This is a genomic window from Ferdinandcohnia sp. FSL W7-1320, assembly GCF_038050315.1.
GTDB lineage: Bacteria > Bacillota > Bacilli > Bacillales > Bacillaceae_L > Ferdinandcohnia > Ferdinandcohnia aciditolerans.
Genome location: NZ_JBBPAM010000001.1, coordinates 3772645 through 3798878, shown reverse-complemented (window position 1 = coordinate 3798878; position 26234 = coordinate 3772645). Strand labels below are relative to the sequence as shown.

Annotated in this window: 26 protein-coding genes and 1 other annotated feature; of the genes, 20 read left to right on the top strand and 6 right to left on the bottom strand. The window is 36.7% G+C overall.

Going from position 1 to position 26234, the window contains the following annotated elements; genetic code table 11:
• Window positions 1-56 precede the first annotated feature (56 nt).
• The 7 genes from NST91_RS18730 (at window position 57) to NST91_RS18705 (ending at window position 7075) form a co-directional block, all read left to right on the top strand.
• Window positions 57-1040, top strand: a complete 984-nt coding sequence (locus NST91_RS18730) for an ABC transporter ATP-binding protein (RefSeq protein ID WP_341332342.1) — start codon at window positions 57-59, stop codon at window positions 1038-1040.
• Window positions 1037-2059, top strand: coding sequence for an ABC transporter ATP-binding protein (locus NST91_RS18725; RefSeq protein ID WP_341332341.1), 1023 nt, complete (start codon window positions 1037-1039; stop codon window positions 2057-2059). The genes NST91_RS18730 and NST91_RS18725 overlap by 4 nt, the downstream gene beginning before the upstream one ends.
• A 114-nt stretch (window positions 2060-2173) precedes the next feature.
• The gene (locus NST91_RS18720) at window positions 2174-3847 is read left to right on the top strand and encodes a peptide-binding protein (RefSeq protein ID WP_341332340.1); all 1674 of its coding nucleotides are present in this window, start codon (window positions 2174-2176) and stop codon (window positions 3845-3847) included.
• Window positions 3848-3983: 136 nt separating this feature from the next.
• Window positions 3984-4934 carry an ABC transporter permease gene (locus NST91_RS18715; RefSeq protein ID WP_341332339.1) on the top strand — a complete coding sequence of 317 codons (951 nt, stop codon included), beginning with the start codon at window positions 3984-3986 and terminating at the stop codon, window positions 4932-4934.
• Window positions 4935-4949: 15 nt separating this feature from the next.
• The gene (gene opp4C, locus NST91_RS18710; RefSeq protein WP_121445400.1) at window positions 4950-5858 is read left to right on the top strand and encodes an oligopeptide ABC transporter permease; all 909 of its coding nucleotides are present in this window, start codon (window positions 4950-4952) and stop codon (window positions 5856-5858) included.
• Between the two features lie 152 nt (window positions 5859-6010).
• Window positions 6011-6226, top strand: coding sequence for a YuzI family membrane protein (locus tag NST91_RS26345; RefSeq protein WP_498079583.1), 216 nt, complete (start codon window positions 6011-6013; stop codon window positions 6224-6226).
• 99 nt (window positions 6227-6325) lie between these two features.
• Window positions 6326-7075 (top strand): YjbA family protein, encoded by a 750-nt coding sequence (locus NST91_RS18705; RefSeq protein ID WP_341332338.1) that lies wholly within the window; start codon window positions 6326-6328, stop codon window positions 7073-7075.
• Window positions 7076-7259: 184 nt separating this feature from the next.
• Here NST91_RS18705 and trpS read toward each other — a convergent pair whose 3' ends face one another.
• Entirely contained in the window at window positions 7260-8249 is a 990-nt protein-coding gene (trpS, locus tag NST91_RS18700) for a tryptophan--tRNA ligase (protein ID WP_341332337.1), read from the bottom strand.
• Between the two features lie 85 nt (window positions 8250-8334).
• Window positions 8335-8573, bottom strand: a binding site (T-box leader).
• Window positions 8574-8734: 161 nt separating this feature from the next.
• Between trpS and NST91_RS18695 the strand changes: the two genes are divergently transcribed.
• The 6 genes from NST91_RS18695 to NST91_RS18670 all read left to right on the top strand — a co-directional run bounded on the left by NST91_RS18695 (window position 8735) and on the right by NST91_RS18670 (window position 15760).
• Entirely contained in the window at window positions 8735-10372 is a 1638-nt protein-coding gene (locus NST91_RS18695; protein WP_341332336.1) for a peptide ABC transporter substrate-binding protein, read from the top strand.
• Window positions 10373-10479: 107 nt separating this feature from the next.
• Entirely contained in the window at window positions 10480-11415 is a 936-nt protein-coding gene (locus tag NST91_RS18690; RefSeq protein ID WP_121445395.1) for an ABC transporter permease subunit, read from the top strand.
• A gap of 3 nt (window positions 11416-11418) precedes the next feature.
• On the top strand, window positions 11419-12336 hold the full coding sequence (locus NST91_RS18685) for an ABC transporter permease (protein WP_341332335.1): 918 nt from the start codon (window positions 11419-11421) through the stop codon (window positions 12334-12336).
• Between the two features lie 12 nt (window positions 12337-12348).
• Entirely contained in the window at window positions 12349-13398 is a 1050-nt protein-coding gene (locus NST91_RS18680; protein WP_341332334.1) for an ABC transporter ATP-binding protein, read from the top strand.
• 8 nt (window positions 13399-13406) lie between these two features.
• Window positions 13407-14345 carry an ABC transporter ATP-binding protein gene (locus tag NST91_RS18675; RefSeq protein ID WP_341332333.1) on the top strand — a complete coding sequence of 313 codons (939 nt, stop codon included), beginning with the start codon at window positions 13407-13409 and terminating at the stop codon, window positions 14343-14345.
• 209 nt (window positions 14346-14554) lie between these two features.
• Window positions 14555-15760 carry a putative glycoside hydrolase gene (locus NST91_RS18670; RefSeq protein ID WP_341332332.1) on the top strand — a complete coding sequence of 402 codons (1206 nt, stop codon included), beginning with the start codon at window positions 14555-14557 and terminating at the stop codon, window positions 15758-15760.
• Window positions 15761-15797: 37 nt separating this feature from the next.
• Here NST91_RS18670 and NST91_RS18665 read toward each other — a convergent pair whose 3' ends face one another.
• Complete coding sequence (locus tag NST91_RS18665; RefSeq protein WP_341332331.1) at window positions 15798-15983, bottom strand: hypothetical protein; 186 nt, start codon at window positions 15981-15983, stop codon at window positions 15798-15800.
• Window positions 15984-16129: 146 nt separating this feature from the next.
• On the opposite strand from NST91_RS18665, the gene NST91_RS18660 reads away from it, so the two are divergent.
• From NST91_RS18660 to pepF, 5 genes are all read left to right on the top strand, one after another.
• Window positions 16130-16705: a GNAT family N-acetyltransferase gene (locus NST91_RS18660; RefSeq protein ID WP_341332330.1), complete on the top strand. Its 576-nt coding sequence runs from the start codon at window positions 16130-16132 to the stop codon at window positions 16703-16705.
• A gap of 234 nt (window positions 16706-16939) precedes the next feature.
• Complete coding sequence (gene spxA, locus NST91_RS18655; RefSeq protein ID WP_099354197.1) at window positions 16940-17335, top strand: transcriptional regulator SpxA; 396 nt, start codon at window positions 16940-16942, stop codon at window positions 17333-17335.
• A 641-nt stretch (window positions 17336-17976) separates the two neighbouring features.
• The gene (gene mecA / locus NST91_RS18650; RefSeq protein ID WP_341332329.1) at window positions 17977-18645 is read left to right on the top strand and encodes an adaptor protein MecA; all 669 of its coding nucleotides are present in this window, start codon (window positions 17977-17979) and stop codon (window positions 18643-18645) included.
• A gap of 130 nt (window positions 18646-18775) precedes the next feature.
• A complete protein-coding gene (locus NST91_RS18645; RefSeq protein ID WP_341332328.1) occupies window positions 18776-20008 on the top strand; it encodes a competence protein CoiA in 1233 nt (410 codons plus the stop codon).
• Window positions 20009-20105: 97 nt separating this feature from the next.
• Window positions 20106-21929: an oligoendopeptidase F gene (gene pepF / locus NST91_RS18640; RefSeq protein ID WP_341332327.1), complete on the top strand. Its 1824-nt coding sequence runs from the start codon at window positions 20106-20108 to the stop codon at window positions 21927-21929.
• A 108-nt stretch (window positions 21930-22037) separates the two neighbouring features.
• Here pepF and NST91_RS18635 read toward each other — a convergent pair whose 3' ends face one another.
• From NST91_RS18635 to NST91_RS18620, 4 genes are all read right to left on the bottom strand, one after another.
• Window positions 22038-22214, bottom strand: a complete 177-nt coding sequence (locus NST91_RS18635) for a hypothetical protein (RefSeq protein WP_245864076.1) — start codon at window positions 22212-22214, stop codon at window positions 22038-22040.
• A gap of 485 nt (window positions 22215-22699) precedes the next feature.
• The gene (locus NST91_RS18630; RefSeq protein ID WP_341333561.1) at window positions 22700-23539 is read right to left on the bottom strand and encodes a ClpXP adapter SpxH family protein; all 840 of its coding nucleotides are present in this window, start codon (window positions 23537-23539) and stop codon (window positions 22700-22702) included.
• A gap of 197 nt (window positions 23540-23736) precedes the next feature.
• The gene (locus NST91_RS18625) at window positions 23737-24351 is read right to left on the bottom strand and encodes a lytic transglycosylase domain-containing protein (protein ID WP_341332326.1); all 615 of its coding nucleotides are present in this window, start codon (window positions 24349-24351) and stop codon (window positions 23737-23739) included.
• Window positions 24348-24947 (bottom strand): CYTH domain-containing protein, encoded by a 600-nt coding sequence (locus tag NST91_RS18620; protein WP_341332325.1) that lies wholly within the window; start codon window positions 24945-24947, stop codon window positions 24348-24350. Before NST91_RS18620 ends, NST91_RS18625 begins: the two co-directional genes overlap by 4 nt.
• 146 nt (window positions 24948-25093) lie before the next feature.
• Here NST91_RS18620 and NST91_RS18615 point away from each other — a divergent pair, with 146 nt between their 5' ends.
• Window positions 25094-25462, top strand: a complete 369-nt coding sequence (locus tag NST91_RS18615) for a UPF0738 family protein (RefSeq protein WP_341332324.1) — start codon at window positions 25094-25096, stop codon at window positions 25460-25462.
• A 33-nt stretch (window positions 25463-25495) separates the two neighbouring features.
• Window positions 25496-26179 (top strand): GTP diphosphokinase, encoded by a 684-nt coding sequence (gene yjbM, locus NST91_RS18610; RefSeq protein WP_341332323.1) that lies wholly within the window; start codon window positions 25496-25498, stop codon window positions 26177-26179.
• Window positions 26180-26234: the final 55 nt, after the last annotated feature.

The window sequence follows — 26234 nt, the reverse complement described above, 5'->3', positions numbered from 1 at the left end:
TTTGAATAATGAGTGAACTTGTTTTTTAGTTCCGGTAAGGAAGGTGAACCGTTTTTATGGCTACATTACTAGAAGTGAAAAATCTAAAAACCTACTTCTACAAAAAGAAAACTGTAATACCTGCCGTAGATGGCGTTGATTTGAAAATAAATAAAGGTGAAACCCTAGCTATTGTAGGTGAATCAGGATCTGGTAAAAGTATTACATCATTATCAATTATGAAATTAGTGCCAAGTCCAGCTGGGAAAATTGTTGAAGGTGAAATCATTTTAGATGGTAAGAACCTGGTTGATTTATCAGAAGCTGAAATGTGCAAGGTTCGTGGGAATGATATTTCAATGATATTCCAAGAACCAATGACATCTCTTAACCCAGTACTAACAGTTGGAGAACAAATTACTGAGGTACTAATGTATCACCAAAAAATGTCGAAAGCTGATAGTACAAAAAAGGCAATTGAAATGTTAGAAATGGTTGGTTTCTCAAGGGCAGCGGAATTAATAAATGATTACCCACACCGCCTATCAGGTGGTATGCGCCAAAGGGTCATGATAGCGATTGCAATGAGTTGTAATCCGAAACTTCTAATAGCTGATGAGCCTACAACAGCACTAGACGTGACAATACAAGCCCAAATTCTCGACTTAATGAAGGACTTAAGTCACAAATTTGATACTTCAATTCTACTAATCACTCACGATTTGGGTGTTGTATCAGAAGTAGCAGATAAGATCGTTGTAATGTATGGGGGCCAAGTTGTGGAACAATCACCTGTAGATGACTTGTTTGATGAACCGCTTCACCCTTACACAGTTGGACTCATGAATTCTATTCCTACAATAGAAGGTGAGATAGAACGTCTACAGTCAATTGAAGGAAATGTACCATCACCGGAAAATATGCCAAAGGGATGCAGGTTTGCTCCACGCTGCTCAAAAGCATTTGATCGCTGTTTTGCAGAAGCGCCTCAGCTAAAACAAATGGGGAATGATCGAGCAGTTCGCTGTTTCTTATATGACGACGAGGGGGCAAAAGCATGATTTCAACAAACGTAGAAAATAAGGTTGATACTTCGAAAGAAAATAGTGAAATCATCCTTGAACTTCAAGATGTAAAAAAATACTTTCCGATTAAAGCTGGTCTACTACAACGAAATGTTGGAAATGTTAAAGCGGTAGATGGAATAAGTTTGCAGATAAAAAAAGGTGAAACAATTGGACTAGTTGGAGAATCAGGTTGTGGGAAATCAACAACTGGTAGAACAATTATCCGGTTGTATGAACCAACCGATGGGAAGATCATCTTTAAGGGGAAAGATATTACCCATATGTCTGAAAATGAATTAAGAAAGACTGTACGAAGAGATATTCAAATGGTCTTTCAAGATCCTTTTGCAACCCTTAATCCAAGAAAGTCTTTACGCTCTATTATTAAAGAACCATTAATCACTCATAATCTATATACCGCTAAAGAGCGGGAAGAAAAAGTAAAAGAATTAATGGAAACAGTTGGATTGAATGCTTCATTCATTAACAGGTATCCGCATGAGTTCTCAGGAGGACAACGCCAAAGAATTGGGATTGCAAGAGCGCTCGCTTTGAACCCTGAATTGATAATCGCTGATGAACCAGTATCAGCGCTAGATGTGTCAATTCAAGCACAGGTAATTAACTTAATGGAAGACCTCCAAGAAGAATTTGGTCTAACTTATATCTTTATCTCTCATGATTTGAGTGTTGTAAGACATATAAGTGATAGAGTGGGAGTTATGTATCTTGGTAAGATGATGGAATTAGCGAATAAAGAAGATTTATATGCTGAACCACTTCATCCATATACGCAGGCATTATTATCTGCAGTTCCAGTCCCTAAAAAATCAGGGGCAATCAAAAGGGAACGTATAGTGTTAAAGGGGGAACTTCCAAGCCCTTCAAATCCACCAAGTGGTTGTGTATTCCACACAAGGTGTCCGGCAGCCACAGATATTTGTCGCCAGTTGGTACCAGAATTTAAAGAAGTAAAACAAGGGCATTTTGTTGCATGTCACCTTTACGAGTAAAAGTGACGGCACAGAATATATATAGATTCTTTGAAGGGAGGAGATGCCACCTATAGGGATCAATTTAAGCAGTAAAAACTAAAAATTCTAACAAAATGATAGGGGGAAACAAACGTGAAGTTAAGAAAAAGCTTATGGCTATTTTTAGTCCTAACACTTGTAATGTCACTTTTCTTAGCAGCTTGTAGCGGTGGCGGCGAAGAAGCTGGCACTGACACACAAAAAGAAGAAGAACCAGCTAAGGAAGAACCAGCAAAAGAAGAACCAAGCAATGAGCCAGTTGATGGTGGAGATTTAGTTGTTGGATCTGCTGGTAGCCCAACATTATTCAACCCATATTTCTCAACTGATACAGCTTCAAGTGATATTGAAGGATTCATTTACAATGGATTAGTAACAGTTAACTTAGATTTAGAAGTAACAAATGACCTAGCTGAAGAAATCACTCCTTCAGAAGACGGTTTAGAGTATACTGTAAAACTTAAAAAAGGTGTTAAATTCCATGATGGAGAAGAAATGACAGCTGATGATGTTGTATTCTCTTACATGTTAATGAAAAACCCAGACGTAGTTTCTGAGCGTAAATCAAACTTTGAAAGCATGGAAAAAGTAGAAAAAATCGACGATTACACTGTTAAATTTACTTTAAACAAAGTAGACGTAACTTTCTACCCAACAACTTTGAGCTATTCTGTACTACCTGAACATATCTTAGGTGATGTTGATCCTGCTACATTACACGAGAATGAGTTCAATACTAAAAACCCAATCGGTACTGGTCCATTCAAATTTGTTGAGTGGAAAGATGGAGAGTATGTAAAAGTTGAAGCATTTGATGACTATTTTGATGGTCGTCCACACTTAGATTCAATCACTACACGTTATGTAGCTGATGCTAACGCACTAGTTGCTGCATTACAAGCTGGTGAAATCGACATGTACAACGCAGTTCCTGGAACTGAAGTTGACACAGTTAAAACTATCGAAGGTACTAAAGTTGAAAATGGTTTAGCATTATCTTATACATTCTTAGGTTTCAACCAAAAAGATGAAAGATTCAAAGACAAGAAAGTTCGTCAAGCATTTACACATGCAGTTAACAAAGAAGCAATCGTTGAAAGCATCATGAATGGCGCGGGTCAACCAGCTACTGCTCCTGACAGCCCATTAATGTGGACTTACAATGACGATGTACCACAATTTGAGTATGATTTAGAAAAAGCAAAAGCATTACTTAAAGAAGCTGGATGGGAAGATACGAACGGAAACGGTATCGTAGATAAAGATGGTAAAGAAATGTCATTCTCTATCAAAACGAACCAAGGTAACAAAATCCGTGAAGATATCGCTGTAGTATTACAACAACAATTTAAAGAAATTGGTGTAGAAGCAAAACCTGAAATCGTTGAATGGTCTGCATTCATCGAGCAAATCTCAGCTCCAAACTGGGAGTATGAAGCTATGATTCTTGGTTGGGCATTATCAACATTCCCTGACCAATATGATATCTTCCACTCTTCACAAGCTGAAGAAGGCTTAAACATGACTTGGTATAGTAATCCAGAAGCTGACAAGTTAATGGAAGAAGCAAGACAAACTACTGACATTGAGAAGTACAAAGAGATTCACAAAGAACTATACAATATTCTTGTAGAAGATCAAGCTTACACATTCTTGTATTATCCTGAAGAATTCCGTGCTATGCCGGAAGAATTACAAGGTTATGAGTTCCATTCAAGAAACCCATTCTATAATGCTCATAAATGGTGGTTACAACCAGCTAACTAATATGAGTTAGTTAAAATGATAGTTGAAGAGGGAAGGGTAGTTTCCCTTCCTTCTTTCTTTTGAAACCGAAAACTCCTGGATATACGTATCTAGATAACACATAGAGAATTTATTAAATTATGAAGGAGAAATAGCTATGGTATCTTATATCATCCGACGAACATTAATGGCTATTCCCCTATTATTAGGAATTACCATCATTTCATTTGCAATTATGCATATGGCACCTGGTGACCCAACTGCACTAATGATGGATCCTAATATTAGTGCAGCAGATAGAGCATTGGTTATGGAGAAATACGGATTTAATGACCCAATCCATGTCCAGTATTTTAAGTGGTTAGGAAATATGCTTCAAGGTGACTTTGGAGATTCTGTTATTAATAAGGGAAGAGACGTTTCCGAATTGATTTGGAATCGATTGCCGAACACCCTCCTGTTGATGGGAGTATCTACGATTTTAGCAATTGTTATTGCAGTCCCGTTTGGGGTAATTTCTGCAGTACGTCCATATTCTAAAATCGACTATACGGTTACTGTATCCTCATTTTTAGGACTTGCTATACCAAATTTCTGGTTCGGATTAATTTTAATTATGGTTTTCTCTGTTCATCTAGGGTGGTTCCCTGCTTCTGGTACTCAAACTCTAAATGCTCCGTTTAGCATTTGGGATCGTTTTCACCATTTAATCTTACCAGCGTTTGTATTGGCTACTGCAGATATGGCGAGTTTAACACGCTATACTCGTTCAAGTATGATTGAGGTTGTCAACCAAGACTATATGAGAACTGCAAGAGCAAAAGGCTTTAAAGAAAGAAAAGTTATTGCAAAACATGGATTACGAAATGGTCTAATTCCGGTAATAACGATTTTTGGTATTATGATACCAAGTTTCATCGGTGGTTCTGTTATTGTTGAATCTGTATTTGGTTGGCCAGGTCTTGGTAAATTATTTGTTGATTCAGCTTTCCAACGTGACTATCCAATTGTTATGGCAATAACTGTAATTTCCTCCGTATTAGTAGTAGTAGGAAATCTTATAGCCGATATCTTATACGCTATCTTTGATCCGAGAATTGAATACTAGAAGGGGGGAAGAAGGATGGCACAACCTAATTTAGCATCAGGAAACGAAATAGAACTCCAAGGTTTAAATTCAAAAGCTGACACTTTAACGAAGATAATGATTCGTAAGTTCTTTAAAAATAAACTTGCAGTTATAGGTGCAGTGCTTTTAATTCTTATTATCTTATCATCAATATTTGCACCTTTATTAACACCACATGATCCAGATAAACAGGATTTGTTAAAAAGACTAGTAGACCCTAGTAAGGAACATCTCCTAGGTACAGATACATTTGGACGAGATCTCTTAACCCGATTATTGTATGGTGGAAGAATCTCATTACTAGTTGGCTTTGCTTCTGTTGCTGGTGCAATTACGATTGGAACAGCACTAGGTGCAATTGCAGGATATTTTGGTGGTATTGTGGATGCAATGATCATGAGATTTGTAGATATCATGCTTTCCATTCCACAAATCTTCTTGTTAATTACACTTGTAACAATTTTTAACCCAGGTGTGGACAAGTTAATTCTCATTTTTGCACTTACAGGGTGGACAACCACTGCCAGATTGGTACGAGGTGAGTTTTTATCATTACGTGGCCGTGAATTTGTTTTAGCATCAAAAACTATTGGAACTAGGAGTTTTACGATAATCTTCAGGGAAATTCTACCTAACGCAATGGGTCCAATCATTGTTGCGGCAACATTAAATGTTGGTGGAGTAATTTTAGCTGAGTCTGCTCTTAGTTACCTTGGATTAGGTATTATGCCACCAACACCAAGTTGGGGGAATATGCTTCAAGGTGCACAAAGTATTACAATCATGCTTAATCAGTGGTGGGTACCAACTGCTCCAGGCTTAATGATTTTAATTACTGTATTATGTTTTAACTTTGTGGGTGACGGCTTACGTGATGCCCTTGATCCAAAAATTAATGAGTAAAAAGCCAAGATGCCATCTTGGCTTTTTCTTTTTGAAATAAAACTATGCATAAGTGTTATTGTCATGTTTTGTGAGCTTGTACCATAGATTGGTAATATGAGTATGGGGCGAGCAGGTGATTGGTTTGAAATTAGCTATTGCAAGGTATTCAGATGGGTAGAGCATTTATATTTTTAGTTGGGTTTGGACTGGCTGTTTGCGGTGGAATTACTACTATTGCATATTTGAATTTAACTACGACAGGATACACTTTTATTGAATTTCTACAATTTATTAGTAAAAGAATCGAGTGTTACTTAATCGTAGTCGGTTTAGTAATGGTTTGGATAAGTATTTATTTTCCTTTTGAATCCACAGAAAAGGATTAATTTTATATGTATTTTCTAACAATACATGAATATTTTGGAATAAAACTTTCTCCTTCTGCCTATACTGTTGACAAACAGCTTTGAAGTGAGGGGTAAAAAATGTTGTTTCTTCATGATATTTGGGTAAATTGGTTTGAAGGTGAAGAAAATGGTTACAACGTTTGCCACTTCCATGAATGGCGCAAGGATGATAGTGTTGAACTGTTAGACCAGGTACCTTTGCTAAAAATTGAGTCTCCTTTGTTTAACTACATTGAGAATGATTTAATGGAACTACCACAACAACTACTCATGGATGTTTACCAAAAAGCGTATGTTCGTAAAAATCATGAACGAATTCAGCAAGATTATTGCTTCGTTGTAACAGATGGTCAAGGGATTATTGCAGTAGACACAATAGGTTATAATATCCCAATTCGAAAAAGTCGATTAATTCCTCGACAAGAACAACTCGTTTATGAGATGGTGAATGGCCATGAAGCGATTCCTTATACCTTTGATAATAAGGATATCATAAAGGATAAGGAACATCACATTTTATCTCCATCGCCAATTGAAATGGCAGGCTTGACCCGAAAGGAAAGACAGTTAAAGCAGCTATTATTTATGGCGTTAGATCAATTAGCATCAACGAAAAATGTGGCAGAGATAAGGTATTGGTATACGGAGTGGAATCCTTCGAAATACCACGAAATTCAAGAAATGCAATTTGAAGAAGTTTGGCAAAACCTCTATGAAGAAACGAGAAACGGTTGGACAAGCAAACATGTACAACTATGTGAAAATTTGATTAAAGGTCAACCATTTTTTGAAAAACTTTGGGAAATAGAACATGAATCAAAAGTGTAAAAGAAAAAGGATTTGTTTTTAAGACAAATCCTTTTTTCTTTTTGATTCAGATATCATCAAGTTTGAAGTTATGGCCGATAAATAAATTTAATGGCCGTAAAAAAAAGTTTATAGCCGATAATCTAGATTTATGGACATTACATCAACTTTATTGCCGTTAGCTAAGACTTGAAATTCTGCTGAATTATTTTCTCTTTCTACCAAGTCCCATGGCATTTTCCATTTTTTTTACGGTTTTACTCGCAACTCTATTGGCCTTTTCAGCACCAGCATCAAGGATTTCGTCCAATTTTGGTGAGTTAAAAATTTCGTGGTATCTTTCTTGTATTGGGCGAATCTCGCTTAATACGACTTCCGCAAGGTCTGCTTTGAAATCCCCATAACCTTTTCCTTCATATAATGCTTCGATTTCCTCAATGGTTTTATTGCTGAAATTTGAATAGATGGTAAGCAAATTAGAAATACCGGGTTTATTTTCCTTATCAAATTTTACAATACCCTCTGAATCTGTTACTGCACTCTTGATTTTCTTTTCAATTTGTTTTGGGTCATCAAGTAAAGCAATATATGCTTTTGGATTTGGATCAGATTTACTCATTTTCTTTGTAGGATCCTGTAAGGACATAATTCTTGCGCCTTCTTTTGGAATTCTTGGTTCAGGTATTGTAAAGATTTCACGATATTTTTTGTTGAATCTTTCCGCAAGGTCTCTTGTGAGTTCAATATGTTGCTTTTGGTCTTCACCTACTGGAACGAGGTCTGTATTATAAAGAAGAATGTCTCCAGCCATTAACGGTGGATATGTTAATAAACCAGCCACAACAGCTTCTTTTCCTTGGGACTTATCTTTAAATTGAGTCATTCTTTCGAGTTCACCTATATAGGAAACACATTGTAACATCCAACCAGCTTGAGCATGTGCTGGAACCTCTGACTGAATGAATAAAGTAGCTTTTTCTGGATCAAGTCCAATTGCGATATAAAGTGCTGCTAAGCTCTTAATGTTCTTACGTAATTCTTGAGCATCCTGTGGAACAGTAATTGCATGTTGGTCAACAATACAATAGAAGCAATTGTATTCATTTTGCAATTCAATAAATTGTTTCATTGCCCCAATGTAGTTACCTAATGTTACAGAACCGCTCGGTTGAATACCTGAAAAAATAGTTTGCATGTTGTTTCTCTCCTTTAAGTGACTGGTATAAAGCTTAGAGTAGAGTTGGGCAAAATAAAAAACCATTCGTCCCTAACAAATTAATGTTAGGGACGAATGGTTTCCGCGTTGCCACCCTAGTTATTTTACCCATATAGGGTAAAATCTCTCGTTTCCTTGTAACGTAAGGAATGCGTCTTAGCCTACTTCAATTTTCAGCAAAGATGCTCAAAGTCCATTCCATATGCTCCAATATCTGTTCACACCAACCACAGACTCTCTGAAAGAGGTAATGACCTCTTAATTAATGTCCACATATGTACTACTCTTCTTCATAGCCCGATATTAATATTATTTTTATTATAATCTTTTCTTCATGAAATGCAAGTATTCTAGCTAAAAACTTAAGGCCCATTTGCGCATAAGATAGTACGTTTTGAAACAACATAAGTAGCGTATATCTTTTGAAACAAAAAAAGGAAATTACATATTAGGAGGTCATCTATTTGAAAAAAATATCGTGGCTATTAAGCATACTTTTTGCGAGTATTCTTATTTTATCAGCCTGTGGCACATTTGATAATGGAAATGAAAAAGGAGGAGGAGCAGAGGGGGAAGGGCCAAAGCAAGAACTACGAATCAATATAAGTTCTGAACCACCTACTTTACACCCAGGTCTGGCAACTGACTCCACTTCGGGGGTAGTTCTCAATCATGCTTTTGAAGGTTTAACTCGCATCAATAAAAATGGAGAAGCCGAAGAAGCAATGGCGGAAAAGATTAATGTGTCAGATGATGGAAAAACCTATACTTTCACAATCCGTGATGCCAAATGGTCGAATGGTGATCCTGTTACCGCTCACGATTTTGAATATGCTTGGAAGTGGGTATTGGTCCCTGCAAATCAATCAGACTATGCGTCACAAATATACAATTATATTGAAGGCGCAAAGGAGGCATACGATACACCAGATATCTCAATTGAGAAAATGGAGAATGTGGGCATAAAAGCGATTGATGATAAAACTCTTGAAGTAAAACTAACGAACCCGACAGCTTACTTCTTAGAATTAACAGCTTTTTATACGTATTACCCTGTTAATAGTAAAATTGCGAAGGATAATCAAGATTGGGCAAATCGAGTGGATGAATCCTATGTCTCAAATGGACCTTTTGTCATAACGGATAAATCATCGACTATCACTCTTGAAAAGAACAAAGATTATTGGGATGCAGATTCAGTGAAGCTCGAAAAAATCACAATGGATATGATTAACGATCCGAATACTGAATACCAAAGCTTCAAAAAGGGTGAGCTTGATTGGGCTGGTGCACCTACATCATCATTACCTACAGATGTAATTCCAACTTTAGATAAAGAAGGCACTTTACAAAAGAGCCCGATTGCGGGTACGTATTGGTTTAAATTTAATATTAATAAAGAGCCGTTTCAAAATGAAAATCTTCGAAAAGCTCTTAGTTATTCAATCAATCGAAAAGCAATAGTTGAAAATGTCACGCAGGGTGGACAAATTCCAGCAATGGCCCTCGTTCCGTCTGCAATATTAAAGGAAAATGAGAAGGGCTATTTTAAAGATAATGATGTGGATGCTGCAAAGGAACATTTACAAAAAGCTTTAGATGAACTTGGGTTATCAGACGTTTCTGAACTTCCAGAGATTGCTTTATCCTATAATACCTCAGAAGGCCATCAAAAGGTTGCCCAAGCGATTCAAGATATGTGGAGAAAGGCTTTGGGGATTGAAGTTACTCTTAATAATGCTGAATGGAACGTGTATCTTGATAATATTGATCAAGGAAATTTCCAAATTGGTCGTGCTGGTTGGTTAGCTGATTTCAACGATCCTGTGAACTTCCTTGAAATCTTTACAGTCCCAAAAGGAAATAATGATACCGGCTGGACAAATGAAACATTTAATAATCTTTTAGCACAAGCTGCAAAAGAAACCGATAAAGAAAAGCGACTTGGGCTATTAAAAGATGCTGAACAATTGGTAATCGATGAAATGCCAATTGCACCAGTATACTTTTATACAAACAACTGGGTTCAAAATGACAACCTAAAAGGAGTCGTTATTTCTCCATTAGGAGATGTTCAATACAAATGGGCGTATTTTGAGTAATCGCAAACTAGGAAATCACCAATAAGAACAAAAGAGTAAGGTATATAGTTGGCCTATATACCTTACTTTTTGAAAACCATATGTGATTGCAATGGGAGGTGTACGAAGTGGCAAAATATATAATTAAGAGATTAATCTATATGATCGTTTCGCTTATCTTGATTGTTACCGCCACATTTTTCTTAATGCAAGCAGCTCCGGGAGGTCCATTTACGAAAGAGAAGGATGTCCCTCCAGAGATTGAAGCAGCTCTTAATGCCCATTACGGCTTAGATCAGCCATTGTATAAGCAGTATTTTGACTATTTATATGATGTGGCAAGATGGGATTTTGGCCCATCCTTTAAATATAAAGCAATGACCGTTAATGAAATCATCAATAATGGATTTCCAATTTCTCTCTTTTTAGGGATCGAGGCTATTCTTATTGCGATTGCTTTCGGTGTTGTACTAGGTGTGATTGCTGCACTTTATCATAACAAATGGCAAGACTATTCTGCGATGATAATTGCGGTTTTTGGTATATCCGTTCCAAGCTTTATTTTAGCTACGGTTTTACAATATATATTCGCCATTAAGCTAGACCTGTTTCCAGTTGCGAGGTGGGAATCATTTATGCATACTATATTACCTGCAATTGCATTATCATCCTCACCAATGGCCTTTATAGCCAGATTAACACGTTCAAGTATGCTTGAGGTACTAAGTAACGATTACATAAAGACAGCTCGAGCAAAAGGATTAAAGAAAGGTACAATCACCATGAAGCATACGATACGTAATGCAATGTTGCCTGTTGTATCTTATATGGGGCCATTAACTGCTGGTATCTTAACTGGTAGTTTTGTTATCGAAAAAATCTTTGGAATACCTGGATTAGGGGACGAATTTGTAACGAGTATAACCAATCGCGACTACACCGTGATTATGGGAGTTACTGTTTTTTATAGTATCTTACTCTTAATTTCTGTTCTCCTTGTTGATATTTTGTACGGATTTATTGATCCTCGCATTAAGCTATCTGGTGCGAAGAAAGGAGAGTAACTTATGCAGAATATTCCAAAGGAAATGTTTGCACCAGCAACATTAAATGAGAATGAGGCTGAAAAAATTTCAAAACCAAGTTTATCGTTTTGGAAGGATGTCACCTCTAGATTCAAAAAAAATAAATTGGCCATAGTAGGTATAGTTCTCTTAGTCCTACTATTATTCATGGCGATTTTTGGGCCAATGATGACTGAGTTTGATTATCGGACAACAGACCTTGCCCATGCGAATGAAGCACCATCTAGTGTGCATTGGTTTGGAACAGATGAATTGGGTAGAGATGTGTTCACAAGGACATGGGAAGGTGCGAGAATCTCTTTATTTATAGGACTAGCAGCTGCAATAATTGATCTTGTGATTGGTGTTTTATGGGGTGGCATATCAGGTTACATGGGCGGTAAAGTGGATGAATTCATGATGAGAGTCGCTGACATTCTATACGGCGTCCCATATTTGCTTTTAGTTATTTTACTTATGGTTATTCTCGAACAAGGGTTAGGAACAATGATACTAGCAATGACGATTACTGGATGGATCAATATGGCAAGAATTGTAAGGGGACAAGTTCTACAATTAAAATATCAGGAATATGTACTTGCCGCACAAACGCTTGGAGCGGATGTTAAAAGAATAATGTTCAAACATTTGATACCTAATTCAATGGGCCCCATTTTGGTAACAATGACGCTAACAATCCCAAATGCCATTTTCACTGAATCTTTTCTAAGTTATCTTGGATTAGGTGTTCAAGTTCCACTTGCCAGCTGGGGAACGATGGCCTCTGAGGGACTACCTGCATTTGAATATTATCCATGGCGCTTGTTTTTCCCTGCTACCTTAATCTGTATCACAATCTTTGCTTTTAACGTAATTGGAGATGGAATGCGTGACGCATTAGACCCTAGGCTGCGCAAGTAAGGGAGTGAGTAAATGGAAAAGTTATTGGAAGTAAAAGACCTAGAAGTCTCTTTTCAAACCTATGCTGGTGAAGTAAAGGCGGTTCGCGGTGTGAATTTTGATTTATATAAAGGTGAAACACTTGCGATTGTCGGCGAATCAGGGTCAGGGAAAAGTGTAACCTCACAAACAATCATGAAGCTTATTCCAATGCCACCTGGAAAAATTAGTAATGGTCAAATTCTTTTTGATGGTGAAGATCTTGTTCCAAAAACCAACAAGGAAATGGAGAAGATTCGTGGGAAGGATATCGGAATGATCTTTCAGGACCCAATGACCTCCCTTAACCCAACGATGAAGGTTGGTATGCAAATTATTGAGGTTTTAATTAAACATCAAAATATGTCAAAGGGAAATGCAAAGGACCGTGCAATCGAACTCCTTCGTCTTGTTGGAATCCCTAGCCCAGAGAAGAGAGTCAATCAATATCCACATGAATTTAGTGGGGGTATGAGGCAACGTGCGATGATTGCCATTGCGTTAGCCTCAAATCCGAAATTATTGATTGCAGACGAACCTACCACAGCATTAGATGTTACGATACAAGCGCAGATTTTAGAATTAATGAAGGACCTCCAAAAAAAAATGGAAACATCCATTATTTTTATCACTCATGATTTAGGTGTGGTTGCGAATGTAGCCGATCGGGTAGCGGTAATGTATGCTGGGAAAATCGTTGAGACTGGTACAGTGGATGAAATTTTCTATAATCCTAAGCATCCTTATACTTGGGGATTATTATCGTCAATGCCAAGCTTAGATAGTGATGAAAAAACAGAGCTTATGGCAATTCCCGGTTCACCACCTGACCTTACAAATCCTCCAAAAGGGGATGCATTTGCTCCAAGAAATCGTTATGCAATGAAAATTGACTTTGAAAAGGAACCACCAATGTTTAAAATTTCTGAGACACATTATGCAGCGACTTGGCTTCTACACCCTGATGCTCCTAAAGTGGAACCACCTGAAGCAGTCAAGCGTCGTATGAAAAATTTCTCATCCGATAAGCTTAGGAAAGGATGATGAATGAAATGGCTGAAAAACAAAAATTGGTAGAAATTAAAAACTTAAAGCAATATTTTAATATTGATAAACCAAATATGGTGAAAGCTGTTGATGGGATTACCTTTGATATTTACAAAGGTGAAACACTTGGCCTGGTTGGAGAGTCTGGATGTGGTAAATCTACCACAGGAAGGACCATTATACGGTTATACAATGCCACGGGTGGAGAGGTCCTTTTCAATGGAGAGAATGTTCATGGAAGAAAGTCGCGTAAAGAATTGAAAAAGTTTAACCGAAAAATGCAAATGATTTTTCAAGATCCATATGCTTCACTAAATCCAAGAATGACCGTAGCGGATATCATCGCAGAAGGAATCGATATTCATGGGCTCGCAAAAAATAATGCCGAACGTATGGAACAGGTTTATACGTTACTTGAAACAGTAGGGCTAAACCGTGAGCATGCGAATCGATATCCACATGAATTCTCTGGAGGACAACGCCAACGGATTGGTATTGCGCGTGCCCTTGCGGTAAAGCCAGATTTTATTATTGCTGATGAACCGATTTCTGCATTAGATGTTTCCATTCAAGCTCAAGTTGTAAACTTAATGAAAAAACTTCAAGAAGAGAAAGGCTTGACTTACTTATTTATTGCCCATGATTTGTCAATGGTAAAATATATCAGTGACAGAATTGGTGTTATGTACTTCGGAAAAATTGTGGAACTTGCCGATGCTAACGATCTCTATTCAAACCCTATTCATCCCTACACAAAATCTTTGTTATCAGCAATTCCATTGCCAGATCCGAACTATGAACGCAATCGAAAAAGAATTATATATGATCCGAAAGAACATGGATACTCAGATAATGAAGAAGTCAAATTACGTGAGATTCGCCCCGGGCATCTCGTTTCTTGCTCGGAAAAAGAATTTCAAGAATATAAATCGCATTACAGTTAAATGGCCTAATAAGAGGGCCATTTTTTTGTTTGAGCAGATTTACCACTAATATCAGTAAGGTTTATAAGAACACTAAAATATATAGACAAAACTGCTCATACAATTGAATAAATACCTTATTCACTAAGAATTTTGTCTAAATTTGTATTATTTTCTGGAAAGTTCATTTAAAATGACTATAGAAGATTGGAAGGAAGGAGGAAGCTTTGATGAAAAAGATTATATCTTTAGTTGGGGCAATGATTATCGTTGTATTCGGTACTTTCTTTGTTACTCAAACAAGCTCTGCAGAAAATAAAAATTTTGCTATGGACTCACATCCAACGAGTAAATTGGTTATGCCAAAAAAGGAATTACCTGAGTTAGTTTCGCGTTTTGAATTTAATTCTGGCTTTCAATTTGAATATCCTGATGCCATAAGAGGGGTATACGTAACAGCCCATTCTGCCGGTGGTGATCGTTTTTCACAACTTGTCCAATTAATCGAGAATACGGACCTTAATGCTATGGTTATTGATGTTAAAGACGACTTTGGATATTTAACCTACGTACCACCAAAAGGCTCAAAACATCAGAATATTAGTAAGGATTATATCAAAGACCCAACAGCAATGCTTAAAAAACTAGAAGAAAAGCAGATTTACCCAATCGCAAGGGTTGTTGTATTTAAGGACTCTGTATTAGCACAGCAACGTCCAGAATTATCGTTTAAAGATGGGGATAAAGTATGGAAAAATGGGCGCGGAGAAGCTTTTGTAAATCCATTTTTAAAAGAAGTTTGGGACCATAATGTAGGAATCGCAATTGAAGCAGCCAAGCTTGGATTTCAAGAGATACAATTTGATTATGTTCGCTTTCCTGAAGGGTTTGAAAGACGAGATAGTTCTTTAACCTATAGTATGGGTGAATATGAAAAAGTGGAGCTTGATAATGTACAAAAGAGAGTCGCCGCTGTTACCGATTTTGTGGCATATGCAAAAGAAAAATTAGAGCCATATAATGTGAAGGTTTCTGTAGATATTTTTGGGTACACCGCAACATTACCTGAAGCACCAGGTATTGGTCAAAATTTTTCGAAAATATCTGAGCATGTTGATGTCATCTCATCCATGATTTACCCGAGTCATTGGACGTCTTATTTTGGAATTCCCCGCCCAGACTTAGAGCCGTATCGATTGGTATCTGAATATGCAAAAGTTGAAAATCATAAGCTAAATCAAATTAAAAATAGACCTGTTTCAAGACCTTGGCTCCAAGATTTCACAGCAAGCTGGCTTGGAAAAGGTAATTATACTGTTTATGGAAAAGATGAAATTGAAGCCCAAATAAAAGGATTGCAAGACCAAGGTATTCATGAATTCCTACTATGGAACGCTGGGAATAGCTACACAAAAGGTGTAGATTATACGCCATAAAAAAGCTGGCACGACTCAATGTGCCAGCTTATCATATTTATTTTTTCCGTCCACCAACGTTTTTCCAACCAGCTTTTACATTTAGATCACGTGTTACTATATTAGAGCCGGATTTACCTCCAAAAACATTTTCCCCAACGCCATTTGCGATAACACCCATCAAAGCAGTAATACCAATGACTAAAATAGCAATTAGACCTAAATCCATTATGTAGCTTGCCATGAATATCCCCCTTAATGAAAACGCTTCTTTACTTCTATTCTATTCCAAGTTTAGTTTTAAAGAAAGAGGGAATATCTAATTTTAGAAACAAAACAAAAACATTGCATACACTAAGAAAGTCCTATCAAAGTACAAGGAGCAGATGTATGAACTGGTATGAGAAACTAAATCAATATTTTCCAATTGAAGAAATGAAGTCAAAAGAGCATATGGAAACCCTCTTGAAAGAAAAAGGAGATATTTATCATAAAGATGAAGGACCCTATCATGTCCTCATGTATGTTGAACTTGATCATTTTATTTTTATCGACTATCTCTTCGTTTCAAAAGAATCGCGTGGACAAGGGCTTGGCCATAAACTTCTTGAAAAATTAAAGAAAAAAGGAAAACCCATTATTCTAGAGGTCGAACCCGTGAACTATGAAGACTCAGATACTGAAAAAAGGTTAAAGTTCTATAAGAGAGAAGGTTTCGAACACGCAACTTCAATTGGTTATGAACGTAAATCGTTAGCAACAAATGAGTCTAATCAAATGGAAATACTATACTGGTCTCCAACTAACGAGTCGGAAGAACTTATTTACAAAGCGATGAGAAAAACGTACGATGAGATTCACACGTACAAAGATAAAGAATTTTATGGAGATTCCTACCAAGATGTTAATGAAGTATTATCATTTAACAATAAGAATGATAATCGTGATATCTTAAGAGATGTGTAAACTATTAAGCAATTGGGGCTGTATTTCCAATTGCCTTTATTAGAGAAACGACTGTGAATCAACATGTTAATTAAGCAAAAGTTTTCTTTAAAATTGTCTATCTTTCTCAGAAAATTTAAGGTATAATAATTAAAGAAATTACTTAATTAAATTAATTTTAATTTAGCATAAACTCCATGACCAATCATGCTGATTGTTAAGTAATAATCTACTTTTTAAGGGAGTGATAAGTTAATGGTTACTCTTTATACTTCTCCAAGCTGTACTTCATGCCGTAAAGCGAAGTCATGGTTAGAGGAAAATCAAATTCCATATCAAGAAAGAAACATTATTTCTGATTCTCTTTCAATCGAAGAGATTAAAGAAATTTTACGTATGACGGAAGATGGAACAGATGAGATCATCTCAACTCGTTCTAAAGTATTCCAAAAATTAAATGTAAATCTTGAGACAATGCCTCTTCAAGATTTATATAAATTAATTCAAGAAAACCCTGGTCTTCTTCGCCGACCAATTATCATCGATGAGAAGAGACTTCAGGTTGGATACAATGAGGACGAAATTCGCAGATTTTTACCAAGAAAAGTTCGTACCTTCCAATTAAAAGAAGCACAACGCTTAGTAAACTAACAACAAGAAACTTCTACTCCTGTAGAAGTTTTTTTATTTTTTTCTAGCTACAGGCGCCATTCGGCTCTATGGTCTAAGCCAGTTGCTTCGGCAGATAAATAACACCTTCTGCCATCACTATTCAAATGCTGCTCGCCAAAGACTGCTCGCCTTGTACTTTTCTAAAATTTATTAGGACATATTTCTCGTTTTCTTTTGTGTTTCGTATTATAATGGTACGTAAAACAGTAACATCCCGAAAAACTTAACCGCATTCAAAATAAATTTGAATGAAAACCGGGCAAAATCACTGTTTTTTACAAATTACTCTTTTTTATTTCCATTCTCATATCTTTTAACATAAAATAAAGTACAAGATATAGACTTTTTTCTTTAAGATAGGTTATTCTACAGCCATAATGGGAAAAGTGAATAAAAGTGGTTGTTCAAAAAGTCAGGTGAAAATGACACATCGAATTTCTTCGTTGGCTTGCTTTTTTTGTTCCTCACGTATTAGTTGCATACGTTCCGGTACTCAAAGATGCGCCGCCTCGAACTTCTCGGTCCTTTTCATCCTCCTTTTGAACTCACAGTTTAAAGAGCATCTGGCTCGGGGGTATAACGTCCCTTCAAAATCTGAGCAAGAAGGGAGAGGTTCTGTAATGGAAATCGAAAGAATAAACGAACATACTGTTAAATTCTACATTTCATATAATGACATAGAGCAACGCGGATTTGAACGTGAAGAAATATGGTATAACCGGGAACGAAGCGAAGAGCTCTTCTGGGAAATGATGGATGAAATTCATCAAGAAGAAGAATTCACGATTGATGGTCCACTATGGATCCAAGTCCAGGCGTTAGAAAAAGGGTTAGAGGTACTTGTAACACGCGCACAACTATCAAAAGATGGGAATAAATATGAACTACCTGTTGGTGACGATAAGATTCCAGTAGACGAAAAGATTGAATCTTTACTTGATCAGCAATTTCATTCTAAGTATGAGGAAAATGATTTTGTCGAGGAATTTGAGGAAGAAAACTTCCAATTTCTAATTCGATTTAATGATTTTGAAGATGTTATTTCTCTTGCACACCGGATTCAACTAAATGGATTGAATAATTCCTTGTACTCGTTTGAAAATAAGTACTATTTATTTATTGAATTTAATGAGGAACTCTATACAGAGGATGAACTCGAGAATATGCTCAGCATAGTCTTAGAGTATGGGAATGAGTCAGCACTTTCTGTTCATAGAATTGAAGAGTATGGTAAAAAGATAATTAATGAGAATGCATTAACTGAGATGGTTAAATACTTCTCACTATAAGTAAAAGTCGATTTCATTTTTTGGAATCGGCTTTTTTTGTGTGAAAAATTCGAAATTTTGTAATTGTACATGCACGGTTATCTGTGCTATTTTTAAGTAGCAGTAAATTAGAAGTAAGGAGATGACGTGAGTGTTTGTTGCGTTACGTGAAAATGGTGAATATATTTCGTTAGTGGAAAAATGGAAGCGCTCTGATTTACTTGAACTTCGTAGCAATGAAAGCTTTCTTTGTCCGGCATGTCAAAGTAAGGTTCAGTTAAAAGCGGGAATGAAGAAAACACATCATTTCGCACATCTAAGAGGAGCAAAATGCAGTGTTAAAACTGAGCCGGAATCTGAGTACCATCTCGAAGGCAAACGACAGCTCTATTGTTGGATTCAAGGACAAGGCTATAAGGTCCAGTTAGAGCCTTATTTAGATGAAATCTCGCAACGCCCTGACCTTTTAGTGACCACAGAAGACAAACAGTATGCAATCGAGTACCAGTGCTCCCAAATTGATTACCCTTTGTTTAAGAAAAGATCAGACTCTTATAGGAACAAAGGTATTGTACCAATTTGGATCTTAGGAGCAAAATGGTTTAAACGACAGTCAACCTACTCAGTTCGACTCTCACCATTTCAATGGCTTTTTGCAACCTCTTTCAATCAACCATTCCAACCTAGCATACTTTATTATTGCCCAGATACCTCTACCTTTGTAAAACTCTCAAACCTTCAACCTTTTACAACTAGTGAAACCTTTTGTACCATTCAATTCCATAAAGAAAATGTGCATACCTTTCCAAAATTACTAGCCCCCAACCAACCAACGTTTACCTATCAAAGTTTGTGGGTAAGAAAAAAGTATAAATGGAGAGCAAGCTACTCTGTTTATTCATCTAATCAAATCGCATCATTATTATCATCTCTCTATCAAAACCGAATACCTCCAGCCCACCTGCCAGCTGAAGCTGGTTTGCCTGTCCGCTCTGCCTACTGGTTCCATACACCACCAATGATATGGCAAATGTGGACGGTGTTAGATTTATTGCTTCCACTGCAAGTAGGGGATACATTCTTTTTTTCAAAGGCAATGGAGGTGATATCGAAGCAAATTGCTTCAAATAACATTACAATCAGACATCTACCATTGATTTTTCATACCCAATATTCTCTTGCTGTGGAGGAATACCTGGATTTGCTTGTGAAAGCAGGGCAACTAAAAAAACTTACACAGACAAAATATCAAAAAGTAAGAGAATTCCAAATACCCGTTAATTTGGAGGAAGCCTATAATATGGATGTAGCCCTTACCAAAAGATTGGAAAGTGTTGGACAGAATGAAGAAGTTGGAATGGTAAAACCTAATATTGGTGGATGACTGAATTCAAAAAACTTAAACTTTTTCTAATAAAAAAGGAGATAGTCAATAGGATATCGAATACATTTTAAAGAATAGGAATTAGGAGGTTTATAAAATGGCTGAACAATCAACTGTAAAGAAGCTCCCGAATCGTAATGAGATTGCTGAACAGGATACTTGGAGATTAGAAGATATTTTTGCATCTGACGTAGATTGGGAAAAAGAATTTCAAGAAATAAAAGAGATGATCCCTGGAATTGAAGCATTCCAAGGAAAACTCGGCGAATCTGCGGATCAGCTGTATGAAGCCTTAGCTTATCAAGATGCAATTTCCTTACGAATGGGAAAACTCTATACATATGCACATATGCGTAATGACCAAGATACATCCAATTCGTTTTATCAAGGTTTATATGATCGTGCAACTAATTTGTATACACAGGTAGGAAGTGCGCTCGCATTTATCGTGCCGGAAATTTTATCAGTCGATGAAGATAAAATAAAATCCTTTTTAGCGGAAAAAGAAGAGTTGAAGGTATACGAGCATGCATTAAATGATATTAATCGTGAACGACCACATGTATTAACTGCAAAAGAAGAAGCCTTGCTTGCACAAGCTTATGAAGTAATGGATTCTTCAAGCAATACATTTGGGATGCTAAATAATGCTGACCTAACGTTCCCGACTATTAAAGATGAGAACGGTGAAGAGGTAGAAATCACACATGGTCGTTATATTCGATTCCTGGAAAGCTCAGACCCACGTGTGAGAGAAGAAGCTTTTAAAGCGGTATATGATACGTACGGTAAATTTAAAAATACCTTTGGTAGCACATTAAGTGGTACTGTAAAGAAGGATAATTTTAATGCCCGAATTCGTAATTATAAATCAGCCCGCGAAGCAGCCCTAAGCAGCAATAATATTCCAGAAACGGTATATGATAATCTAGTAAATACCATTAATGAAAATCTGCCTCTTTTACATAGGTACGTTGACTTACGTAAAAAAGCGTTAGGGGTAGATGAGTTGCATATGTATGACCTCTACACACCATTAGTCAAAGACGTAAAAATGGAAGTTTCTTATGAGGAAGCAAAGGATTATATCCTTAAAGGGCTTGCTCCACTAGGTGAGGATTATATTAATGTTCTAAAAGAGGGCTTTGATAATCGATGGGTTGATGTTCAAGAAAACAAAGGAAAGCGAAGCGGAGCGTATTCATCTGGTGCATATGGTACAAATCCATATATCCTTATGAACTGGCAGGACAATGTGAATAATCTGTTCACGTTAGCTCATGAATTTGGTCACTCGGTACACAGTTACTACACAAGAAACAATCAACCATACACATATGGTAATTATTCGATCTTTGTAGCAGAGGTTGCGTCTACTTGTAATGAGGCACTGTTAGGAGATTACTTATTAAAAACGATTGACGATGACCAAAAGAGATTATATCTTTTAAATCATCAGCTTGAAGGCTTTAGAGGAACTGTATTCCGTCAGACGATGTTCGCAGAATTTGAACATATGATTCACATGAAAGCCCAAGAGGGAGTAGCATTAACACCAGATCTGTTTACTGAAATGTACTATGAGTTAAACAAGAAATACTTTGGTACAAATATTGTGGTAGATGAGGAAATCGGCTTAGAGTGGTCTCGAATTCCGCATTTCTACTATAACTATTACGTATATCAGTATGCAACAGGCTATAGTGCTGCAACAGCTTTAAGTAAGCAAATCCTAGAAGAGGGTAACCCTGCTGTTGAACGATATATTAACAATTTCCTTAAAGCGGGAAGCTCCAATTATCCTATTGAGGTACTTAAAAATGCAGGTGTAGACATGAATTCAGCGGAGCCGATTAAAGAAGCATGTAAAGTATTCGAAGCAACCCTAACTGAAATGGAAAAATTATTAGAAAAGCAATAAGTAATGCGAAAGGTTCAGCTGACCGGCTTATGATTCGATCTGATGGGCCTGGAGCTAGACAATAAAGAGGAAGGGCATCCATTATTGGATGCCCTCTTATTTGCAAAATTAATGAAAACCCCTAAATCGATTTCGGTGATTATAAATAACAAGTGTCACGAGTAATGATAGAAATAAAAGAGGGGTCGTAATGTAAAGGGGAATTAATTTCATCAATCCTAATATGTTTAGTCCAAAGGTGAGGATAATCATAACCACCCCGATAATCAGCCCAATTTTCCTCATAGACACGCCCTCCTTACAAGTGAATGTAAGTATCTATTTTAATATCTATGTCCAAGCATGCGTTTTAAGAATAGGGAATTTGACAACTTTGTGAAAAAATGTACAAATAGTTGAAAATGGTTATCAATCTTGCTATTATGTATTCAAGAAGTAATCACACAAACAACACCCCTTTGTTTGAAGTGAGATTTCTCCCATCCCCTTTATTGAAATAGAAAAAAAGACTTGGTCAAACGACCAAGTCTTTTTTGTTATTCAATAATTTTGTTTCACCGCCTAGCCCCTCAAGGTCACTAGCCAATCAAACAAGAAGGTCAAAGAACAATCTTCTCGCCTTATGCTTGTTGTATTTACACAGGACAAGAAACTTTAGGAGCATATTCACACGCGAAGAAAGTGCAAAGCTTTTCGATGTGTTGACATCGACATTTGCCACAGGACGTGGCTGTTGTTAGGCAATGCTCCTCTTACAGTCGCTTGTACGTTTAGTCAATATATCTCCAGAAGGTTCCGTACTTAACAGGAACTTGCTCTACTTTCTGCTTAAGGATAAGCTTTTTCATTTCCCGTTCGACCTCTGGTATAGGCAAGTCGTATAAAACTGAAATTTCTTTTGAAGCAACAAATTTAAAGTATTTCAAGAATTCTTCTAATGGAGGTGCTGGGGTTGGTTCGATTTTTTCACCAAGCATATCGTAAATGATATGGACGTACATTTCATATGGATAACACCCCGTAATTTTCAAACCTTCTTCCTCAATGTTTTCATTAAAGAAAACGAGAGTAGGGATTTCATCCACTTCCATTTCAGATGTGATCTTCAAGTCACATTGGAATGCTTTGGCAGCACTTGATGAATGAAGGTCATTCATAAATTCATTTACATCAAGTCCGACTTCATCTGCGCAAGACATTAATACATCTATATCAGAAATGTCACGTTTTTCAAGGAAGAGATTTTCCTGGAGTTTTCTTAAAAAACGTATACCAGCTCTTTTTCCTTGCAGCTCAGCCGCTTTAATCGCAATCGATACAGAATGTGGAGCTGAAATCGGATTTTCAAGCCATAAACTACCATCACAAGACATTCCTGACCTACTAGCAGTGCGCTCCCAAACCTGAGCCATGTCTGCAGGTTTATTTTTCTTTTGTATATTTAAGGAAGCAAGGCGGCCACTTAAAATATGGCGAATTGTAAAATACTTTCCATATTCAATTGTTAGCTTTTTTAAAATGGGCTCAAGTGCCCAACAATCAGGACACAATGGATCAATAAACATATAGATCTCTAACGGACGATTGCTAGATGTTTGATTGAAGCCCATATTTTCAGAATGTTTCAAGACCTTACCCCTTTCTACTCGTAAGGAGTTTCTATCATATGTTAAGTGTACTAACATTTTATCAATGGATGAGATTTAACTCAAATAAAGCGCACTTTCGAGCGAATGAAATTTATGGAATAGTGTTTAAATCGCTTATAAAATAAAAGTTCTCCTGTTTTAGTCCAGGAGAACAATGTTTATCCAATATAGGTTTCTGTTACTTTTCTAACATAGTTTTGTGTTTCTTTAAATGGCGGAATTCCCCCATACTTATCAACATTACCTGGTCCTGCATTATAGGCTGCAAGGGCAAGTGAAACATTTCCATTATAACGGTCTAGCATATTTCGGAGATATTTTGTACCCCCTTCAATATTTTGCATAGGATCAGTTAGGTTGGTTACCCCTAGACCTCTCGCTGTTGCGGGCATCAATTGCATGAGGCCAGTAGCTCCAGCATGGCTTTTCGCATTTGGATTAAAATTAGACTCATGCTTAATCACAGAGCTTATTAATCGTGCATCCACATTGTATTTTTGTGCCGCATTCTGTATCATTTCATCAAAAGAGTTCGGAATAGACGTAGGTCCAGCGTTCGAAATTGTAAGAGGCAGATAATGATTATTGATATTTAAAGATGAAGGATTAACCTTCGATCGTATACTTTCAGTTGATGAACTAGTTGCATTAGACATAAGCTGTAACATCATGTCCTTAAATAAGGAACCATCATTACTAGTAGTCGGTGTATCGGATGTCGAAACGTTACGCAAAGCCTGAAGCTCCATCATTACTTTTAAATCTATTTTCAAGTGAGTTCCTCTCCTAGTAGAATTTGTTTCTTTCGATTATAAAACCTCAGAATTTTATTGTCTGTTTTCCGAATAGGGATCTTGTATTGTTCGAGTAACTCTTTAAATACTACTTTTCCGCTAACTTCATCAGTTACTTCATATTCTACCTCGAAATCAATTTTATTTAAATAGTAACTCTTATCCAGCACAAGTAACCCATTTTTGTATTCGACTTCTGCTCGTTTCGTTTTAAGGGAGCCAAAAAAAAGAACGTCCAGAGGTTCGATTGATAATCCTTTTATGATAGATGCGACTTCGCCTTCAATGATGTTTCCACCATTAAGCATTTGCTCGGCTTCTTCCTTGCTTAGTACTTGATGTGTCTCAAGCAAACCACGTTTAACAGGCTGTTTTAATGTAAGAGTACATATTCCATTCTTTTTACGAATACGGAGGGCAGCCCCCACACCCTTTAATGAAAATTCAGGGGTATCAAAATAAAAATTTTCTTGGATTATTTTTCTGTCCTCACTAATTGAGAATGCAGTTAACAATTGACGGTATTCAACTTCCTCTAGAATATTTTTAAACTCAATTTCAAGCTCTTGTGACATAATTTCAACCTGTCCTTTGTATTAGTTTTTTTTATTATATCATTATGGTGTATCTTTTTTAGGATTTGGATAGCAATTCTTTAAAGAATGGCTGTACATATGATAAAATAAGTTTGGATTTTGAAAAGAGAAAAAGGAGCTTACTAATGCAGAAACGTATTGAGATTAGTGAAATGAAAACCTCTAACAACCAATTAGAGCTAATTGCGGAAAAACCAAATTTTGACACAACTGGTTTACAGTCTAGTGGACAAATGCTTGTGGATTCTGACTCGTTAGCATTTATCTACAAACTTGAAAATGAAAAAGAATTTATATATGTGAGCTTGCCATCATCAATTTGGCCGTCCCTTAAAAATGTTATATCAGAAAAACAAAAAGTTATTTTACACCTTGAAGAGAATGAACTCGAACTTATCGATATCATCCCTGAATTGGAATACCTGTTACAAAACATTGAAGGTAACACCAACTATGGAAATGAAATGGTCGAGCTTGTTGAAAAAACATTTTGATTGTTATAGCTTAGAAAAACAGGGGGGGCTATTATGAGTAAAGACTGGGATCTTTTTTTGGCTCCATATAAGCAAGCTGTTGATGAACTAAAGGTTAAGCTAAAAGGAATGAGAACTCAATTCGAAATGCAAGGGACCCATTCCCCAATAGAATTTGTAACAGGAAGAGTAAAGCCAATCCCTAGTATTCTAGATAAAGCTGCTAAGAAAAATATATCACTCGATAATATTGAAGAAGAGATGCAAGACATTGCAGGTCTAAGAATGATGTGCCAATTTGTAGACGATATTAAAAGGGTCGTTGAAATTTTAATGATGCGAAAAGATTTTGAAATCATTGAAGAACGAGACTATATCTCCCAAAAGAAAGAAAGTGGTTATCGTTCCTATCATCTTGTAATCAAATACCCAGTGCAAACTATTAATGGAGAAAAGAAGATTCTTGTAGAAATACAAGTACGCACACTTGCTATGAACTTTTGGGCAACCATCGAACACTCCTTAAATTACAAATATAAGGGCAGATTCCCGCAAGAGATTGAGAATCGACTGCAACGTGCTGCAGAGGCTGCATTTCAGCTTGATGAGGAAATGTCTAAGATCCGTGGCGAAATTCAAGAAGCACAAGTTATATTTTCTAGAAAAGCTGAAGGTAATGACTCTGATAAAGTGAAACTTCAATCAGAGGGGGATACTTCAGCCCCCTCTGATTGTTAGTTGAGGCCCACATGATGTGGGTCACGAAGACGGTGCCACAGGACGTGGCGTTCTT

Coding starts and splice junctions, on each gene's coding strand:
- NST91_RS18730 (WP_341332342.1), top strand. CDS start 57: ATGGCTACATTACTAGAAGTGAAAAATCTAAAAACCTACTTCTACAAA.
- NST91_RS18725 (WP_341332341.1), top strand. CDS start 1,037: ATGATTTCAACAAACGTAGAAAATAAGGTTGATACTTCGAAAGAAAAT.
- NST91_RS18715 (WP_341332339.1), top strand. CDS start 3,984: ATGGTATCTTATATCATCCGACGAACATTAATGGCTATTCCCCTATTA.
- opp4C (WP_121445400.1), top strand. CDS start 4,950: ATGGCACAACCTAATTTAGCATCAGGAAACGAAATAGAACTCCAAGGT.
- NST91_RS26345 (WP_498079583.1), top strand. CDS start 6,011: ATGGGTAGAGCATTTATATTTTTAGTTGGGTTTGGACTGGCTGTTTGC.
- NST91_RS18705 (WP_341332338.1), top strand. CDS start 6,326: ATGTTGTTTCTTCATGATATTTGGGTAAATTGGTTTGAAGGTGAAGAA.
- trpS (WP_341332337.1), bottom strand. CDS start 8,249: ATGCAAACTATTTTTTCAGGTATTCAACCGAGCGGTTCTGTAACATTA.
- NST91_RS18685 (WP_341332335.1), top strand. CDS start 11,419: ATGCAGAATATTCCAAAGGAAATGTTTGCACCAGCAACATTAAATGAG.
- NST91_RS18680 (WP_341332334.1), top strand. CDS start 12,349: ATGGAAAAGTTATTGGAAGTAAAAGACCTAGAAGTCTCTTTTCAAACC.
- NST91_RS18675 (WP_341332333.1), top strand. CDS start 13,407: ATGGCTGAAAAACAAAAATTGGTAGAAATTAAAAACTTAAAGCAATAT.
- NST91_RS18670 (WP_341332332.1), top strand. CDS start 14,555: ATGAAAAAGATTATATCTTTAGTTGGGGCAATGATTATCGTTGTATTC.
- NST91_RS18665 (WP_341332331.1), bottom strand. CDS start 15,983: ATGGCAAGCTACATAATGGATTTAGGTCTAATTGCTATTTTAGTCATT.
- NST91_RS18660 (WP_341332330.1), top strand. CDS start 16,130: ATGAACTGGTATGAGAAACTAAATCAATATTTTCCAATTGAAGAAATG.
- spxA (WP_099354197.1), top strand. CDS start 16,940: ATGGTTACTCTTTATACTTCTCCAAGCTGTACTTCATGCCGTAAAGCG.
- mecA (WP_341332329.1), top strand. CDS start 17,977: ATGGAAATCGAAAGAATAAACGAACATACTGTTAAATTCTACATTTCA.
- pepF (WP_341332327.1), top strand. CDS start 20,106: ATGGCTGAACAATCAACTGTAAAGAAGCTCCCGAATCGTAATGAGATT.
- NST91_RS18635 (WP_245864076.1), bottom strand. CDS start 22,214: ATGAGGAAAATTGGGCTGATTATCGGGGTGGTTATGATTATCCTCACC.
- NST91_RS18630 (WP_341333561.1), bottom strand. CDS start 23,539: ATGGGCTTCAATCAAACATCTAGCAATCGTCCGTTAGAGATCTATATG.
- NST91_RS18620 (WP_341332325.1), bottom strand. CDS start 24,947: ATGTCACAAGAGCTTGAAATTGAGTTTAAAAATATTCTAGAGGAAGTT.
- NST91_RS18615 (WP_341332324.1), top strand. CDS start 25,094: ATGCAGAAACGTATTGAGATTAGTGAAATGAAAACCTCTAACAACCAA.
- yjbM (WP_341332323.1), top strand. CDS start 25,496: ATGAGTAAAGACTGGGATCTTTTTTTGGCTCCATATAAGCAAGCTGTT.